Annotated in this window: 9 protein-coding genes; 7 read left to right on the top strand and 2 right to left on the bottom strand. The window is 67.7% G+C overall.

Features of this window, described 5'->3' with window-relative positions:
* The first annotated feature begins 24 nt into the window (after positions 1-24).
* Entirely contained in the window at positions 25-1,377 is a 1,353-nt protein-coding gene (locus OK015_RS21865; protein WP_268126073.1) for a lipocalin-like domain-containing protein, read from the top strand.
* On the opposite strand, the gene OK015_RS21860 is transcribed toward OK015_RS21865, so the two are convergent.
* Positions 1,360-2,511: an aromatic ring-hydroxylating oxygenase subunit alpha gene (locus tag OK015_RS21860; RefSeq protein ID WP_268126071.1), complete on the bottom strand. Its 1,152-nt coding sequence runs from the start codon at positions 2,509-2,511 to the stop codon at positions 1,360-1,362. The two genes, OK015_RS21865 and OK015_RS21860, sit on opposite strands and share 18 nt — an antisense overlap.
* 40 nt (positions 2,512-2,551) lie before the next feature.
* Here OK015_RS21860 and OK015_RS21855 point away from each other — a divergent pair, with 40 nt between their 5' ends.
* The 5 genes from OK015_RS21855 to OK015_RS21835 all read left to right on the top strand — a co-directional run bounded on the left by OK015_RS21855 (position 2,552) and on the right by OK015_RS21835 (position 15,826).
* Complete coding sequence (locus tag OK015_RS21855; protein ID WP_268126069.1) at positions 2,552-3,439, top strand: MerR family transcriptional regulator; 888 nt, start codon at positions 2,552-2,554, stop codon at positions 3,437-3,439.
* Positions 3,440-3,495: 56 nt separating this feature from the next.
* A complete protein-coding gene (locus tag OK015_RS21850) occupies positions 3,496-4,215 on the top strand; it encodes a DUF1906 domain-containing protein (RefSeq protein WP_268126067.1) in 720 nt (239 codons plus the stop codon).
* Positions 4,216-4,776: 561 nt separating this feature from the next.
* Complete coding sequence (locus OK015_RS21845; protein ID WP_268126066.1) at positions 4,777-14,061, top strand: type I polyketide synthase; 9,285 nt, start codon at positions 4,777-4,779, stop codon at positions 14,059-14,061.
* 28 nt (positions 14,062-14,089) lie between these two features.
* Positions 14,090-14,482: a holo-ACP synthase AcpS gene (acpS, locus tag OK015_RS21840; protein WP_066815041.1), complete on the top strand. Its 393-nt coding sequence runs from the start codon at positions 14,090-14,092 to the stop codon at positions 14,480-14,482.
* Between the two features lie 18 nt (positions 14,483-14,500).
* Positions 14,501-15,826, top strand: a complete 1,326-nt coding sequence (locus OK015_RS21835) for a dipeptidase (RefSeq protein ID WP_268126064.1) — start codon at positions 14,501-14,503, stop codon at positions 15,824-15,826.
* Here OK015_RS21835 and OK015_RS21830 read toward each other — a convergent pair.
* Entirely contained in the window at positions 15,823-16,197 is a 375-nt protein-coding gene (locus OK015_RS21830) for a nuclear transport factor 2 family protein (RefSeq protein WP_268126063.1), read from the bottom strand. The genes OK015_RS21835 and OK015_RS21830 overlap by 4 nt on opposite strands.
* Positions 16,198-16,302: 105 nt before the next feature.
* Here OK015_RS21830 and OK015_RS21825 point away from each other — a divergent pair, with 105 nt between their 5' ends.
* Positions 16,303-16,662, top strand: coding sequence for a DUF732 domain-containing protein (locus OK015_RS21825; RefSeq protein ID WP_268126062.1), 360 nt, complete (start codon positions 16,303-16,305; stop codon positions 16,660-16,662).
* The last annotated feature ends 19 nt before the right edge of the window (positions 16,663-16,681 follow it).

Here is a 16,681-nt window from a genome sequence, read left to right as displayed (position 1 = left end):
AGTGTCGGCGAGACGAGGCTTGATATGACAAACGATTGGCGCCGTTATCCGTTCGAGTTGGTGCCGGGCGATTCCCAGCTCGATTTTCCCGCCGCCGAGGGCGAACACCCCGACCAAGAATCCGACACGTGGTTCATCGCAGGTCAGCTACAAGCCGTCGAGAGCGATCGGTCATTTGCCTTCCTGACGATCTTCAACAAGAACCAACCCGGCGGAACGGTCGTCGCTGACTTCTACACGATGGCGCTGTTCGACCTCGACACCGGTGATTACGGCACCTACACGGACTACGACATGCCGCCGGCCAATATGGAGCCCGGAGCGCGGCGCAAAATGACTATGACCGCGGGCCATCTCGACATCGGCTACCGGAGCAGTGCGGGCACCGCGTCGTGGACCACGTGTCGTGACGGCGACGGCGAATTGCTGCCCTATACCTATCGAATCAGCCTGGTGGGCCAGGATCATCAGGGCCGGTCCATGCGGTTGGACTTGGTCGTCACCCCGACGCGCGCGCCGACACCGGTGGGCGCATCGACCTACAACGGCAAGATCGTCTGCTTCGGTCAAGACGACACGTACTCGTATTTTCAGACCGGTATGTCGATGACCGGAACACTGCGCTGGGGCGAGACGGTCGAGCAGGTTTCCGGTAGCAGTGGACATGTCGATCGCCAGTGGTTCCCGAAGTATGCGGGCGGCGGCGGCACCGGGGGAGACCCGCGGGCCAGGTCGCACGAATGGCGCACGATCAATTTCGACAACGGCGTCGACCTGAGCATCTGGCGGCAGTTCGACCGCACGAACGGCAATGCGCTGCAACCGTTTACCGGGATAACGACGAGTCACCCGGATCCGGCCATCGCGCCGGAATGCGCCGAGGACTTCGAGGTCACCGTCAGCAGCTACGTCAAATGGCCCACTGCGGTGCGCCCGCTGCTGCGCCCGCTTGCCCCGGCCCGCTACCTTGCCGACCGGCACCGGATTACCTGTGCCACATTGCAACTGGACCTCATCGGCGAGCCGCTGGTGCCGGCGCCCGCGCACGGTCTACCGATCGAGTACATGGAAGGTCCGTACCGCTACCAGGGAACGCTGTGGGGAAAACCGGTGAGCGGCTTCGCGTTCAACGAGCGCTCGTTGGCGTTGTACCGGGACTGGGAGCTGGTCGAGGTGCTGGCCACAACTGTTGCCGACGTCGACCCGGACTTGCAGTCGGTGACCGATCAGTTGGTGCCGTTGGTGGCCGCGGGCCGTCGTGGTGCGGCAGTCGAACTGCTGACCGGAGCGCTTCCCGTGCAAAACGCCACGCTGGCAACGCTTCTCGACGATCTGATCGCCGTACTGTCCGAAGCGCAGTCAGCGCACGGCAGCTGACGCGGCGAGAGCGTCGGCCCACGCGATGTGGCGATGCTGCAGCCCCGGCTCGTTGCGGCCGAATACCAGGTGTTCGCGAGCGCCCGACGCGAGATTGGCCTGCAGCCCCTCGACCAGCCGGTAGTCCTCGTCGCGCACCGTGGCGTGCGCGTAGTCGAAAACGGCTTGCGCGCCGGCCGCCACGGACTCCTCGGAAAGGTCCAGCGGCGTCGAGTTCTGGTGCACCGTGATCGACCGGCCGGGTTCGTCGCCGGGGTAGATCCGGAACAGCTCGCCGTTGGCGATCGTCACGGACAGTACGATGTTGGGGAACAGGGCGTAGATCACCACCAGGTTGTGGAACGGGTCCCACTGCTCCTCGGGCACATTCTCCAGCTCGAGAATCGCGTTGAGCGGGAAGATCAACCGATGGTGGGGCCCGTACGAATCGAAAACCGTGCAGTTGCTGCGGGCGATGGTGGCGAAGGTCTGTCGGTGCACGGTGGCGAAATGATAGTTCTCGGCGAAGGTGTCGACGGCCAGCTTCCAGTTGATCGGAGCGTCGAGAATCTTCTCACCCAGCGGCGACCACCGGCCGATGCCCCACGAGTCGAGCTCGTCGGCCAGCGGTCCCAGGTGCGCGGCGACGTCCAGGGTGGCGCCTGGATTGAGCGCCACCCAGAGGAATCCGGCGAACTCGGCGGCCGGTAGTCGGGTCAAGGAGTCGGACTTGACGGCCGCGTCCGGGAAGCCCTCGCGGCCCGGCAGGCCGACCAGCGCGCCGGTGTTGTCGTAGGTCCAGGCGTGGTACGGACAGGTGAACCGCTTCGCGGTGCCGCACCCCGTGACTACCGGGGACTGGCGGTGCAGGCAGACATTGTCGAATGCGCGGACCGACCCGTCGGATGTTCTGGTCAGCAGGATCGATCGCCCCATCACCGTCTTGGTGCAGTAGGCGCCGGGCTCCGGGAGCTCCGAGACGTAGCCGACCAGTTGCGGGCTGGCCTCGACCAACGCCCTGTCACGGTGGTGTCGCTCGAGCGACGTGTAATCGCTCGCGTCGACCGCGTGCTGGCGCGCAGCGAGGTCGGTCGTCTTGTCGCGCGCCAACTTCAAAGCCCGTCGGGTCAGGTCGATGAGCTGGTCATGGTCCATCCTCCCAGTACAGACCTTGCGACAGTTGTAAGGTCAAGAAGTGGCTGAGCAGTTGCTGATCGGCGACGTCACGGCATTGACCGGCATCGCTTCGGGCCGGATCCGCCATTACGAGAAAATCGGGCTGCTGCGCGCGCAGCATCTGAGCAACGGCTACCGGGTCTTCGACGTCGAGCAGGTCCTCGACCTGTTACGCATCGACCTGATGCGGAGCCTCGGCGTCAGCATCAACGACATCCAACGGCTGGTCGACGGCGGTCAGACCACCTTGGCTGACCTTCTGGACGAGCACCGCGCCTTGCTGCTGCATCAGCGGGACCGGCTGGACCAATTGATCGCGGCCATCGATGCCGCCACCGATTGCGGTGCCGCGGGTGTCAACGAACAGATCCTGCGCACGCTGGCGACCACGCACCGCGACAGCATCGGAGTCATCGGGCGGCTCAGTGCCCCCCTGTCGGCGCCCCTCGCCGCGATGTATTCCGACCTTTTCGACGAGTGGAAATTGCCGGTTCCCGCGCTGTTCGGGCAGATGGTGCTGCCGCCGGCGGCGAGCACGTTGCTAGAGCAGCTCGCCGAGACGCCGGGACGACGGGTGCTGTTCGACCGGTTGCGCAGCCTCGCGGGCGATGTGATTGCGCTAGGCGATGATCTCTCGGCGGCAACAGAGCTCGCGCGTACCTGGATTGCGCATCAGCTTGCCGATCCGCTGCCCGATGACGTGGTCAGTGTGCTGCGTGGCGTGCAGCCGCTGCTGGAACACGATCCGGTGATCGTGCAGGGATTCCGGGCCTGGGCGCGATCGATCAACCCGGCGGCCGCGCTCCTCGTTGAGGAGATTGCCGCCCAGACGGCCCAGCGCGGCTTGGAAACGGTGAGTGTCATCGTGCTGCCGATGGCTAAACCTGCCCGCTCAAGATGTGATTGATATGTGACCGGTGTGACTGATGTGTCTGCTGGTGTTTGTGTCGTACCCTGGCCGATGTGTCGATTTCGCGCCGTGACGTGCTTAAATTTGCGGCGGCGAGCCCGGCCTTGGTAGGCATGGGCGTCGCGGCGTCGTCATTGTGCGCGGCGCCGGCGTCGGCATCGTTGGGCACCTTGCTGGACTACGCCGCGGGCGTGATCCCGGCCAGCCAGATCCGGGCCGCGGGTGCCGTGGGGTCGATCCGGTACGTCTCCGACCGTCGACCGGGCGGGAATTGGATGCTGGGCAAGCCGATCCAGGTCGCCGAAGCGCGCGACCTGCACAGCAACGGGCTCAAAATTGTCTCGTGCTATCAGTACGGCAAGGGCAATAGCGCCGACTGGCTGGGCGGTGCCGGCGCCGGTCTGCAGCACGCCAAGCGCGGGATGGAGTTGCACGCCGCCGCGGGTGGCCCCGCCGGCGCGCCCATTTACGCGTCGATCGACGACGACCCGTCCTACGAGCAGTACAAAAGCCAGGTAGCGCCCTACCTGCGATCCTGGGAGTCGGTGGTCGGACACGAGCGGACGGGCGTTTACGCCAACTCGAAGACGATCGACTGGGCCCTGCACGATGGTCTGGGCTCCTACTTTTGGCAGCACAACTGGGGCTCGCCCAAGGGCTTCGCCCATCCGGCGGCGAGCCTGCATCAAGTCGAGATCGATAAGCGCAGCGTGGGCGGCGTTGGGGTGGACATCAACGAAATCCTCAAGCCGCAATTCGGGCAGTGGGCCTAGCAACCGCGTGTCGCCGCAAAGATTTCTGAGCCACTAACCTATCCGGCGGCGCTTGCGCAACCCGGTTCCAGCAAACACTTGTTCGCCGTTTGCCCGGCCGAGCGGCCCGCGGCAGCCGCGAGACGGCTCGGCGGTGGCGGCGCGACGGGCGGCGCGCACTACGAATTCTTAACATAACGATTTGATAACAATGCCGCCTTGAACAGCGCAGTTATAGCTACTCGACCGTAACCACCTGCATGCAGGACGTTTGTTCTGGATACCCGTGAGGCCGGTTAATGCGGGTGTTACCCACAACACGGTTACCCGTGCGTAGAACTCACCAGTAACCGATCAGCGCAAAAAAACGACCCGAATCCTTATGACACTCTTAGTACAGCCGATGCAGTCCGCCGCGCCGCTTGGTCCACATGAGCGGCCCGCCGACAACACACCGGTCAGCCGCTTTAAGGGCTGCGATTCGAAGCGGAATCAACCTAGAGCCAGTTGAGCCCCGGCCGCCGGGCTCTCAGCGGGCCGAACGAACCGATACGTGAAGACGCACACAGGGAGATACACAAGGTGACGATCCACGAGCACGACCGGGTGTCCGCTGACCGCGACGGGAATGGCCCGCACAGCACCCATGCTCTGGTCGACCGTCTCACGGCCGGCGAGCCGTACGCCGTCGCGTTCGGCGGTCAGGGCAGCGCCTGGTTGGAGACCCTCGAAGAGCTGGTGTCCTCGGCAGGCATCGAGACCGATATCGCAACCCTGGTCGGCGAAGCGGAGCTCCTGCTCGAGCCGGTGGCGAAAGAGCTGGTCGTGGTGCGTCCGATCGGCTTCGAGCCGCTGCAATGGGTACGCGCGCTGGCGGCTGAGGACCCGGTTCCCGCGGACAAGCACCTGACGTCGGCCGCGGTGTCGATGCCCGGCGTACTGGTCACCCAGATCGCGGCCGGGCGCGCCCTGGCGCGACAGGGCATGGACTGGACCTCGCACCCGCCGGTCGCCGTGGCCGGGCACTCGCAGGGCGTGCTCGCCGTCGAGGCATTCAAGGCCTTGAAGGACGGGGCCGCTGCTCGCGACGTCGAGCTGCTGGCCCTGGCCCAGCTGATCGGTGCGGCCGGGACGCTGGTGGCCCGTCGCCGTGGCATCGCCGTGCTCGGTGACCGCCCGCCGATGGTGTCGGTCACCAACGCCGACCCCGAACGCATCGTGGCGCTGCTCGACGAGTTCTCGCAGGACGTCAGGACGGTGCTGCCCCCGGTGCTGTCCATCCGCAACGGGCGGCGTTCGGTCGTCATCACCGGCACCCCGGAGCAACTTTCCCGCTTCGAGCTGTACTGCCAGCAGATCTCCGAGAAAGAAGAGGCCGACCGCAAGAACAAGCTGCGCGGCGGCGACGTCTTCGCGCCGGTCTTCGACCCGGTGCGGGTCGAGGTGGGCTTCCACACCCCGCGGTTGGCCGACGGCATCGACATCGTCGGTGGCTGGGCCGAGAAGGTCGGTCTGGACGTCGAGCTGGCCCGGCGCCTGACCGACGCCATTTTGGTGAGCGGCGTCGACTGGGTGGAAGAGATCACCAGGGTGCACAACGCCGGCGCGCGCTGGATTCTCGACCTGGGTCCCGGCGACATCCTGACCCGCCTCACCGCGCCGGTGATCCGCGGTCTCGGCGTCGGCATTGTGCCCGCCGCAACCCGCGGCGGTCAGCGCAACCTCTTCACCGTCGGCGCGACCCCCGAGGTGGCACGCCCCTGGTCGAGCTACGCGCCGACCGCCGTGACCCTGCCCGACGGCCGGGTCAAGCTCTCGACGAAGTTCACCCGGCTGACCGGGCGCTCGCCGATCCTGCTGGCCGGCATGACCCCGACGACGGTCGACGCCAAGATCGTCGCCGCCGCGGCCAACGCCGGACACTGGGCCGAGCTGGCCGGTGGCGGGCAGGTGACCGAAGAAATCTTCGCCGCCCGCATCGAGGAGCTGTCCGGGTTGCTCGAGCCGGGCCGTACCTACCAGTTCAACACCCTGTTCCTCGACCCCTACCTGTGGAAGCTTCAGGTCGGCGGTAAGCGCCTGGTGCAAAAGGCCCGCCAATCAGGCGCCGCGATCGACGGCCTGGTGGTCAGCGCCGGCATCCCGGACCTCGAGGAAGCCGTCGAGCTGATCGACGAGCTCAACGACGTCGGCATCAGCCACGTCGTGTTCAAGCCCGGCACCATCGAGCAGATCCGCTCGGTCATCCGCATCGCGACCGAGGCGCCCACCAAAGCGGTGATCGTGCACATCGAGGGCGGCCGCGCCGGCGGTCACCACTCCTGGGAAGACCTCGACGACCTGCTGCTGGCTACCTACTCGGAGCTGCGGTCACGCTCCAACATCACCGTCTGCGTCGGCGGCGGTATCGGCACGCCCGAGCAGGCCGCCGAATACTTGTCCGGCCGTTGGTCGCAGTCCTACGGCTTCCCGTCGATGCCGATCGACGGGATCCTGGTCGGCACCGCGGCGATGGCGACACTCGAGGCGACCACGTCGCCGTCGGTCAAGCAGCTGCTGGTCGAGACCACCGGCACCGACCAGTGGATCGGCGCCGGAAAAGCCCAGGGCGGCATGGCTTCCAGCCGCAGCCAGCTGGGTGCCGACATCCACGAGATCGACAACGCCGCGTCGCGCTGCGGCCGGCTGCTCGACGAGGTCGCCGGCGACGCCGACGCTGTTGCCGAGCGCCGCGACGAAATCATCGCCGCGATGGCCGGCACCGCCAAGCCGTACTTCGGCGATGTCGCAGACATGACCTACCTGCAGTGGCTGCAGCGCTACGTCGAGCTCGCCATCGGCGAGGGCAACTCGACCGCGGACACCGCCTCGCCCGGCAGCCCGTGGCTGGCCGACACCTGGCGTGACCGCTTCCAGCAGATGCTGCAGCGCGCCGAGGCGCGACTGCATGCCCAGGACCACGGCCCGATCGAGACGCTGTTCAACGACGCGGCGCTGCTGGAAAGCCCGCAGCAGGCGATCGCGACGCTCGTCGGTCGCTACCCCGACGCCGAAACCGTCGTGTTGCACCCGGCCGACGTGCCGTTCTTCGTCACGCTGTGCAAGACGCTGGGCAAGCCGGTGAACTTCGTTCCGGTCATCGACAAGGATGTGCGCCGCTGGTGGCGCAGCGACTCGCTGTGGCAGGCCCACGACGCCCGTTACGACGCCGACCAGGTGTGCATCATCCCCGGCACGGCAGCGGTCGCCGGCATCACCCGGGTGGACGAGCCCGTCGGTGAATTGCTCGACCGCTTCGAGCAGGCCGCCATCGACGAAGTGCTGAGTGCCGGAGCCGAGGCGAAGCCCGTCAGGTCGCGCCGGCTGGGCCGCCCGGATGTGACCGGGCCACTGGCCGTCGTACTCGACGCCCCGGATGTGCTGTGGGCCGGGCGCACCACCACCAACCCGGTGCATCGCATCGCCGACCCGGCCGACTGGCTGGTCCATGACGGATCCGAGGGTCAGCGCGCCACGCATTCGTCGACCGGAGCTCGCCTGCAGGTCAAGTCCGACGGCGGGGCCGGCAACGAGCAGGTCGTGCTCAGCATCCCGATCTCCGGGGTTTGGATTGAGATCCCATTCACGCTGCACGCCAACACCATTGATGGCGGTGCGCCGGTGGTCTCGACCGACGACGCCACCGCCGCGATGCGCGCGGTCCTAGCGATCGCCGCCGGCGTGGACGGGCCGGAGTTCCTGCCCCAGGTGAGCGACGGGACGGCCACCGTGACGGTGGACTGGGACCCCGAGCGGGTCGCCGACCACACCGGGGTCACGGCCACCTTTGGCGAACGTTTGGCGCCCAGCCTGACCGCCGTGCCCGACGCCCTGGTCGGTCTGTGCTGGCCCGCGGTTTTCTCCACGATCGGCGCCGCGGTCACCGAGGCCGGTGTCCCGGTCGTCGAGGGCCTGCTGAGCCTGGTGCATTTGGACCACGCCGCGCACGTGGTCGGCAAGCTCCCCACGGAGCCGGCCCAATTGACCGTTACCGCAACGGCTTCGGCGGCGATCGACACCGACATGGGCCGGGTCGTCTCGGTCTCGGTGACGATGGCCGGTCCCGACGGTGCGGCGATCGCCACTCTCGAGGAGCGATTCGCCATCCTTGGGCGTACCGGTGCCGCCGAGCTCACCGACCCGACCCGGGCCGGAGGCGCGGTGTCGGAGAACACGACCGACACTCCGCGGCGGCGCCGCCGCGACGTGACGATGACCGCGCCGGTCGACATGCGTCCCTTCGCCGTGGTGTCCGGTGACCACAACCCGATCCACACGGACCGGGCAGCCGCGCTGCTGGCCGGACTGGAATCGCCCATCGTGCACGGCATGTGGTTGTCGGCGGCCGCACAGCACACGGTGACCGCCACCGACGGCCAGGCCCGTCCGCCGGCCCGCTTGATCGGCTGGACCGCGCGGTTCCTGGGTATGGTCCGTCCGGGTGATCAGGTCGACTTCCGGGTCGACCGCGTCGGAATCGACCAGGGCGCAGAGGTTTTGGAAGTAGCCGCGCGCATCGGATCAGACCTGGTGATGTCGGCGACCGCGCGGCTGGCCGCGCCCAAGACGGTCTATGCCTTCCCCGGCCAGGGGATTCAGCACAAGGGCATGGGCATGGAGGTGCGCGCCCGGTCCAAGGCTGCCCGCAAGGTGTGGGACGACGCGGACAAGTTCACCCGCGAGACCCTGGGCTTCTCGGTGCTGCACGTGGTGCGTGACAACCCGACCAGCCTGATCGCCAGCGGCGTGCACTACCACCACCCCGACGGTGTCCTGTATCTGACGCAGTTCACCCAGGTCGCGATGGCGACCGTGGCGGCCGCGCAGGTCGCCGAGATGCGCGAGCAGGGCGCGTTCGTCGAGGGCGCCATCGCCTGCGGTCACTCGGTCGGTGAGTACACCGCACTTGCTTGCGTGCTCGGTGTCTATCAGCTGGAAGCTCTGCTGGAGACCGTGTTTCACCGCGGGTCGAACATGCACGACATCGTGCCGCGCGACGAGATGGGCCGCTCCAACTACCGGTTGGCGGCGATCCGGCCCTCGCAGATCGACCTGCCCGACGACGAGGTGACCGACTTCGTCGCCGAAATCGCCGAGCGCACCGGGGAATTCCTGGAGATCGTGAACTTCAATCTGCGTGGCTCGCAGTACGCGATCGCCGGCACGGTGCGCGGGCTGGAGGCCCTCGAGGAAGAAGTGGAGCGGCGCCGCGAGATCAGCGGCGGCAAGCGGTCGTTCATCCTGGTGCCGGGCATCGACGTGCCGTTCCACTCCCGGGTGTTGCGGGTTGGTGTTGCCGACTTCCGCCGTTCACTGGAGCGGGTCATGCCGCGTGATGCGGATCCCGACCTGATCATCGGGCGCTACATTCCCAACCTGGTGCCGCGGCCGTTCACGCTGGATCGTGACTTCATCCAGGAGATCCGCGATTTGGTGCCGGCCGAACCGCTCGACCCGATCCTCGCCGACTACGACACCTGGCTTGCCGAGCGGCGGGGCGAGATGGCCCGCACGGTGTTCATCGAGCTGTTGGCTTGGCAGTTCGCCAGCCCGGTGCGCTGGATCGAAACCCAAGACCTGCTGTTCATCGAGGAGGCCGCCGGTGGCATGGGTGTGGAGCGGTTCGTCGAGATCGGCGTGAAGTCGGCGCCGACCGTCGCCGGGCTGGCCACCAACACCCTCAAACTGCCGGAATATGCCCACAGCACTGTGGAAGTGCTCAACGCCGAGCGCGACGCGGCGGTGCTGTTCGCCAACGACACCGACCCGGAGCCGGAGGCCGACGAGGATTCCGCCGCAGCCGTTCCGGCCGCCGACGGTGCGCCGCAAGCCGCAACGGCTCCTGACGGCGCCGCGCCCGCACCGGTGGCCGCGCCCACCGCTCCGTCTGGTGCCCCACGTCCCGATGACATCGGGTTCGACGCGGCCGACGCGACGCTCGCGCTGATCGCGCTGTCGGCCAAGATGCGCATCGACCAGATCGAGGAGCTGGACTCCATCGAATCCATCACCGACGGCGCGTCGTCGCGGCGCAACCAGCTGCTGGTGGACCTGGGTTCGGAGTTGAACCTGGGCGCCATCGACGGTGCCGCCGAGGCCGACCTGGCCGGACTGCGGGCGCAGGTGACAAAGCTGGCGCGTACCTACAAGCCCTATGGCCCAGTGCTTTCCGACGCGATCAACGACCAGCTGCGCACCGTCCTCGGGCCGTCCGGCAAGCGGCCGGCCGCCATCACCGAGCGGGTCACGAAGACCTGGGAGCTCGGCGAGGGCTGGGCCAAGCACGTCACGGTCGAGGTCGCGCTGGGAACTCGCGAGGGCACCAGCGTCCGTGGTGGTGCGATGGGGCACCTGCACGAGGGCGCCCTGGCCGACGCCGCCTCCGTCGACAAGGTCATCGACGCCGCTGTCGCTTCGGTGGCGGCCCGGCGCGGTATTTCGGTGGCGCTGCCGTCCGCGGGCGGTGGTGGCGGGGCAACCATCGACGCCGCCGCGCTTTCCGAATTCACCGACCAGATCACCGGCCGTGACGGCGTGCTCGCCTCGGCGGCCCGTCTGATGCTGGGGCAGTTGGGGCTGGACGATTCGGTCGGCGCCGCACCGGTAGCCACCGATGCCGAGCTGATCGACCTGGTCACCGCCGAATTAGGTTCGGAATGGCCACGTTTGGTGGCGCCGGTGTTCGAGGCCAAGAAGGCGGTCGTGTTCGACGACCGCTGGGCCAGCGCCCGCGAGGACCTGGTCAAGCTGTGGCTGACCGACGAGGGCGACATCGACGCCGACTGGGTGCGGTTGTCCGAACGCTTCGAGGGCGCCGGCCACGTCGTCGCCACCCAGGCCACCTGGTGGCAGGGCAGGGCGCTGGCGGCGGGCCGTCAGATCCACGCCTCGCTGTACGGCCGGATCGCCGCGGGCGCCGAGAACCCGGAGCCCGGTCCCTACCACAGCGAAGTCGCCGTGGTCACCGGGGCTTCGAAGGGTTCGATCGCGGCATCGGTGGTGGCGCGACTGCTCGATGGCGGTGCCACCGTCATCGCGACGACGTCCAAGCTCGACGAGGACCGGTTGGCGTTCTACCGCACGCTGTACCGCGACCACGCTCGGTTCGGTGCGTCGCTGTGGGTGGTCGCGGCCAACATGGCCTCCTATTCCGACATCGACGCCTTGGTCGAATGGGTCGGTGCCGAGCAGAGCGAAAGCCTTGGGCCGCAGTCGATTCACATCAAGGATGCGCAAACCCCGACACTGCTGTTCCCGTTCGCGGCACCGCGGGTGGTCGGCGATCTGTCGGAGGCCGGTTCGCGCGCCGAGATGGAGATGAAGGTTCTGCTCTGGGCCGTGCAGCGGCTGATCGGCGGTCTGTCGAAGATCGGCGCCGAACGCGACATCGCGTCGCGGTTGCACGTGGTACTGCCCGGCTCGCCCAACCGTGGAATGTTCGGCGGTGACGGCGCTTACGGCGAGGCCAAGTCTGCGCTGGACGCCCTGGTGAGCCGTTGGCACGCCGAGTCCTCGTGGGCGGCCCGAGTCAGCTTGGCGCACGCCCTGATCGGCTGGACCCGTGGGACCGGGCTGATGGGCCACAACGACGCCATCGTCACCGCCGTCGAGGAGGCCGGTGTCACCACCTACTCCACCGACCAGATGGCCGCGATGCTGCTGGCCCTGTGCGATGTGGAATCCAAGGTGGCCGCGGCCAGCGAGCCGATCAAGGCGGACCTGACCGGCGGCCTCGGCGAGATCGAACTCGACATGGCCGAGTTGGCCGCCAAGGCGCGCGAGCAGGCCACTGCCGCAAGCGAAGAGGCGGACGACGAGAGCGGCCGGGGTAACCCGGGAACCGTTGCCGCGTTACCGTCGCCGCCGCGCGGGTACACCCCGGCACCCCCGCCGGAATGGGCCGACCTCGACGTCGACCCGGCCGATCTGGTGGTGATCGTCGGCGGCGCCGAGCTCGGCCCGTACGGATCGTCGCGCACCCGCTTCGAGATGGAGGTCGACAGCGAACTGTCGGCCGCCGGGGTTCTCGAGCTGGCGTGGACCACTGGGCTGATTCGCTGGGAGGATGACCCCCAACCGGGTTGGTACGACACGCAATCCGGTGATCTGATCGACGAGGCTGAACTGGTCGAGCGCTACCACGACGTTGTCGTCGAGCGCTGTGGCATCCGGGAGTTCGTCGACGACGGCTCGATCGATCCCGACCACGCGTCGCCGTTACTTGTGTCGGTGTTCCTGGAGAAGGACTTCGCGTTCGTCGTCTCCTCCGAGGCCGACGCCCGCGCCTTCGCCGAGTTCGACCCCGAGCACACGGTGATCCGGCCGGTGCCGGATTCGAGTGACTGGCAGGTCATCCGCAAGGCGGGCACCGAGATTCGGGTGCCGCGAAAGAACAAGCTGTCGCGTGTGGTTGGCGGCCAGGTCCCGACCGGGTTCGATCCGACGGTGTGGGGCATCAGCGCCGACATGGCCAGTTCCATTGACCGGCTTGCGGTGTGGAACATCGTTGCGACCGTCGACGCATTCCTGTCCGCCGGGTTCAGCCCCGCCGAAGTGATGCGCTACGTGCACCCGAGCCTGGTGGCCAACACCATGGGCACCGGTATGGGTGGCGGCAGCTCGATGCAGACGATGTACCACGGCAACCTGCTGGGCCGTAACAAGCCGAACGACATCTTCCAGGAAGTTCTGCCGAATATCGTTGCCGCGCATGTGGTTCAGTCCTACATCGGCAGTTACGGCTCGATGATCCACCCGGTCGCGGCGTGCGCGACGGCCGCGGTGTCGGTCGAGGAGGGCATGGATAAGATCCGGCTCGGCAAGGCTGAAATGGTCGTTGCCGGCGGGATCGACGACCTGACGCTGGAAGGCATCATCGGCTTCGGCGACATGGCGGCCACCGCCGACACCGGAATGATGCGCGGCCGGGGTATTCACGACTCGAAGTTCTCCCGCCCCAACGACCGCCGGCGGCTCGGCTTCGTCGAAGCCCAGGGTGGCGGCACGATCCTGCTGGCGCGTGGCGACCTGGCGCTCAAGATGGGCCTGCCGGTGCTCGCGGTGGTGGGCTTTGCGCAGTCGTACGGCGACGGGGTGCACACCTCGATCCCGGCCCCGGGCCTGGGCGCGCTGGGCGCGGGTCGCGGCGGCAAGGATGCGCCGCTGGCACGCGAATTGGCCAAGCTGGGCGTGGGCGCCGATGACATCGCGGTGATCTCCAAGCACGACACGTCGACGCTGGCCAACGATCCCAACGAGACCGAGCTGCACGAGCGGCTGGCCGACTCGCTGGGCCGCTCCGCGGGCGCTCCGCTATTCATCGTGTCGCAGAAGAGCCTGACCGGGCACGCCAAGGGCGGCGCGGCGGTCTTCCAGATGATGGGCTTGTGCCAGATGTTGCGCGACGGTGTCATCCCGCCCAACCGCAGTCTGGATTGCGTCGACGACGAACTGTCCGGCTCGGCCCACTTCGTCTGGGTGCGCGACACCCTGCGGCTCGGCGGGAAGTTCCCCCTCAAGGCCGGGCTGCTGACCAGCCTCGGGTTCGGCCACGTGTCCGGGCTAGTCGCGCTGGTGCACCCGCAGGCGTTCATCGCGTCGCTGGACCCCGAGCAGCGGGAGGACTACCAGCGGCGGGCGAACGCACGCCTGGTGGCCGGTCAGCGCCGGCTGGTGTCGGCCATCGCCGGCGGCGAGCCGTTGTACCAGCGGCCGCCGGACCGTCGCTTCGACCACAGTGCGCCGGAGAAGCGCCAGGAAGCTTCGATGCTGCTGAATCCGGTCGCGCGACTCGGCGCCGACGACGCCTACCGGGTGTCTGCGGAATGACTCCGCCGATGCGTTAGCCTGGCCAGCCATGGGCATCGTCGGTGTGGGGATAGACCTCGTCTCCATTCCTGATTTCGCCGAGCAGGTCGACCAGCCGGGAACTGTCTTCTCCGAGACGTTTACGCCCGGTGAGCGTCGCGACGCCTCGGATAAAAGTTCGTCGGCGGCGCGTCACCTGGCGGCGCGTTGGGCCGCGAAGGAGGCCGTGATCAAGGCCTGGTCGGGATCACGGTTCGCCCAGCGCCCGGTGCTGCCGGAGGACATCCACCGCGACATCGAAGTCGTCACCGACATGTGGGGACGACCGCGGGTCCGGCTGACCGGGGACATCGCCAAGCATCTGGCCGACGTCACGATCCACGTGTCGCTGACCCACGAAGGGGATACCGCGGCTGCGGTCGCCATCCTCGAGACGCCCTGAGGGCCTAGCCTCGAGGATATGAGCGATCTGGTTGAGCGCGTACGCGATGTCTTGCCGTCGGTGCGCCGCGATCTCGAGGACCTGGTGCGGATCGAGTCGGTCTGGGCCGACCCCGGCCGCCGCGACGAGGTTCATCGCAGCGCGCAGGCCGTAGCGGATCTGTTGTCGCAGGCGGGTTTTGGCGATGTGCGCATCGTCAGCGAGGGCGGCGCCCCGGCGGTCATCGCGCAGCATCCGGCACCCGCCGGTGCACCTACCGTGCTGCTGTACGCCCACCACGATGTGCAACCCGAAGGCGACCGCGATCAGTGGGTGTCGCCGCCGTTTGAGCCGACCGAGCGCAACGGGCGGCTGTACGGGCGCGGCAGCGCCGACGACAAGGCCGGTATCGCAACGCATTTGGCCGCGTTCCGGGCGCATGGTGGCCAACCGCCGGTGGGTGTCACGGTCTTCGTCGAAGGGGAAGAGGAATCCGGGTCGCCGTCGCTGGGCCGGCTGCTGGCCGCCCATCGCGATGCACTCGCCGCCGACGTCATCGTCATCGCCGACTCGGACAACTGGAGCACCGAAATCCCGGCGCTGACGGTCACGCTGCGCGGCTTGGTCGACTGCGTGGTCGAGGTCGCCACGCTCGACCACGGGCTGCACTCCGGCATTTGGGGCGGTGTGGTGCCCGACGCGCTGAGCGTTCTGGTGCGATTGCTGGCCAGCCTGCACGACGACAACGGCAACGTAGCCGTGGGGGGTCTGCACGAAAGTACCGCCGCCGCTGTGGAATACCCGCCCGAGCGGGTGCGCGCCGACTCCGGGCTGCTGGACGGGGTGTCCGAGATCGGCTCGGGGTCGGCGCCGCAGCGACTGTGGGCCAAACCCGCGATCACCGTGATCGGGATCGACACCACACCGATCGAGAAGGCGTCGAACACGCTGATCCCGCGCGCGGCCGCCAAGATCAGCATGCGGGTCGCGCCCGGCGGCGACGCCGCGGCGCACCTGGACGCGTTGACCGCCCACCTACAGCGGCACACGCCGTGGGGCGCTCAGGTCAGCGTCACCCGCGGCGACATCGGCGAGCCCTACGCCATCGATGCCAGCGGCGTGGTCTACGACGCGGCGCGGGCGGCGTTTCGGCAGGCGTGGGGGACCGATGCGATCGACATGGGCATGGGCGGATCGATCCCGTTCATCGCCGAATTCGCCGAGGCGTTCCCGGAGGCGAAGATCCTCGTCACCGGCGTGGAAGACCCGGCAACCCAAGCCCACAGCATCAACGAGAGCCTGCATCTGGGCGTGCTGGAACGCGCCGCGATCACCGAGGCGCTGCTGCTGGCCAACCTGGCCTAGGCCGACAACTTCGGATTGAGGAAGACGTACAGGGCAGCGATTTTGCTATCCCGAACGACGACAACATCGAGGCCGGTGTACTCGGCCGGCTCGCCCTTCGGGCCCGAGCCCCACGCAAGAATTCCCCCGTTGTGTAGGGCCTGCGGCTCGCCATGGTGTGTGTAGACAAAGTGGGGATGGGTCGCGCGTAGTTCACCGGCGAAGGCGTCGACTGCGTCGTGTCCTACCAGAACCGCGTCCGGAACATAGACCACGCAATCGTCTGTGTAGAACTCTTCGATGGCCGCGCGCCGACGCGCCGGGTCGCCCTCCCCGAAGACCTCCTGAAGGTTCCGCTGGAGAAGTTCGATAATTCGCTCAGTTGCCGTCATATCGTGCGCAACCGGACTACGGTCCGTTTCTATTCCGGTTGCCCAAGCGCGGCAATCGCCGAGGCGCTGCTGTTGGCCATCCCGGGCTGATGGAAGATACGACCTATGGCGCGACGTCCTAGGCCGAACATCGGTTGGCTCGGCACGGGGTTAGTGGTTGGCGCATTACTGGGTGGCGCAATCGCCGTGGCCGGCCCCGCGCACGCGGGGGCCGATGAGTTCCTCTACGACATCAACAGCGTCGGCATCGGTAACCGCGACGACCCGCACAACTTCGACCTGGTGGGGTTTGGCAACGCCATCTGCTGGCGCCTCTACACCGGCGAGGCACCCGCCCAGGTCGCCGATTCGGTGTTCGCCAACTCTCGTACCGGTAAGCAGGCGGACCTCACCCACGAGCAATCCGACGCCGCGGTCCGCTTTGCCCATGCCGACCTCTGCCCGGACGCGGAGCCGAAGTCCTAGACGTCCAGGTCGCGCCAAC

Origin of the sequence: Mycobacterium sp. Aquia_216, from assembly GCF_026723865.1 — a bacterium.
Taxonomy (GTDB): Bacteria; Actinomycetota; Actinomycetes; order Mycobacteriales; family Mycobacteriaceae; genus Mycobacterium.
The sequence above is the reverse complement of the archived record's forward strand: the minus strand, read 5'-3'. Positions and strand labels throughout refer to the sequence as shown.

Excerpts from the sequence above, each read along its gene's own strand:
- OK015_RS21860 (WP_268126071.1), bottom strand. The coding sequence starts at position 2,511 with ATGGACCATGACCAGCTCATCGACCTGACCCGACGGGCTTTGAAGTTG.
- OK015_RS21825 (WP_268126062.1), top strand. The coding sequence starts at position 16,303 with ATGGCGCGACGTCCTAGGCCGAACATCGGTTGGCTCGGCACGGGGTTA.
- acpS (WP_066815041.1), top strand. The coding sequence starts at position 14,090 with ATGGGCATCGTCGGTGTGGGGATAGACCTCGTCTCCATTCCTGATTTC.
- OK015_RS21830 (WP_268126063.1), bottom strand. The coding sequence starts at position 16,197 with ATGACGGCAACTGAGCGAATTATCGAACTTCTCCAGCGGAACCTTCAG.
- OK015_RS21865 (WP_268126073.1), top strand. The coding sequence starts at position 25 with ATGACAAACGATTGGCGCCGTTATCCGTTCGAGTTGGTGCCGGGCGAT.
- OK015_RS21835 (WP_268126064.1), top strand. The coding sequence starts at position 14,501 with ATGAGCGATCTGGTTGAGCGCGTACGCGATGTCTTGCCGTCGGTGCGC.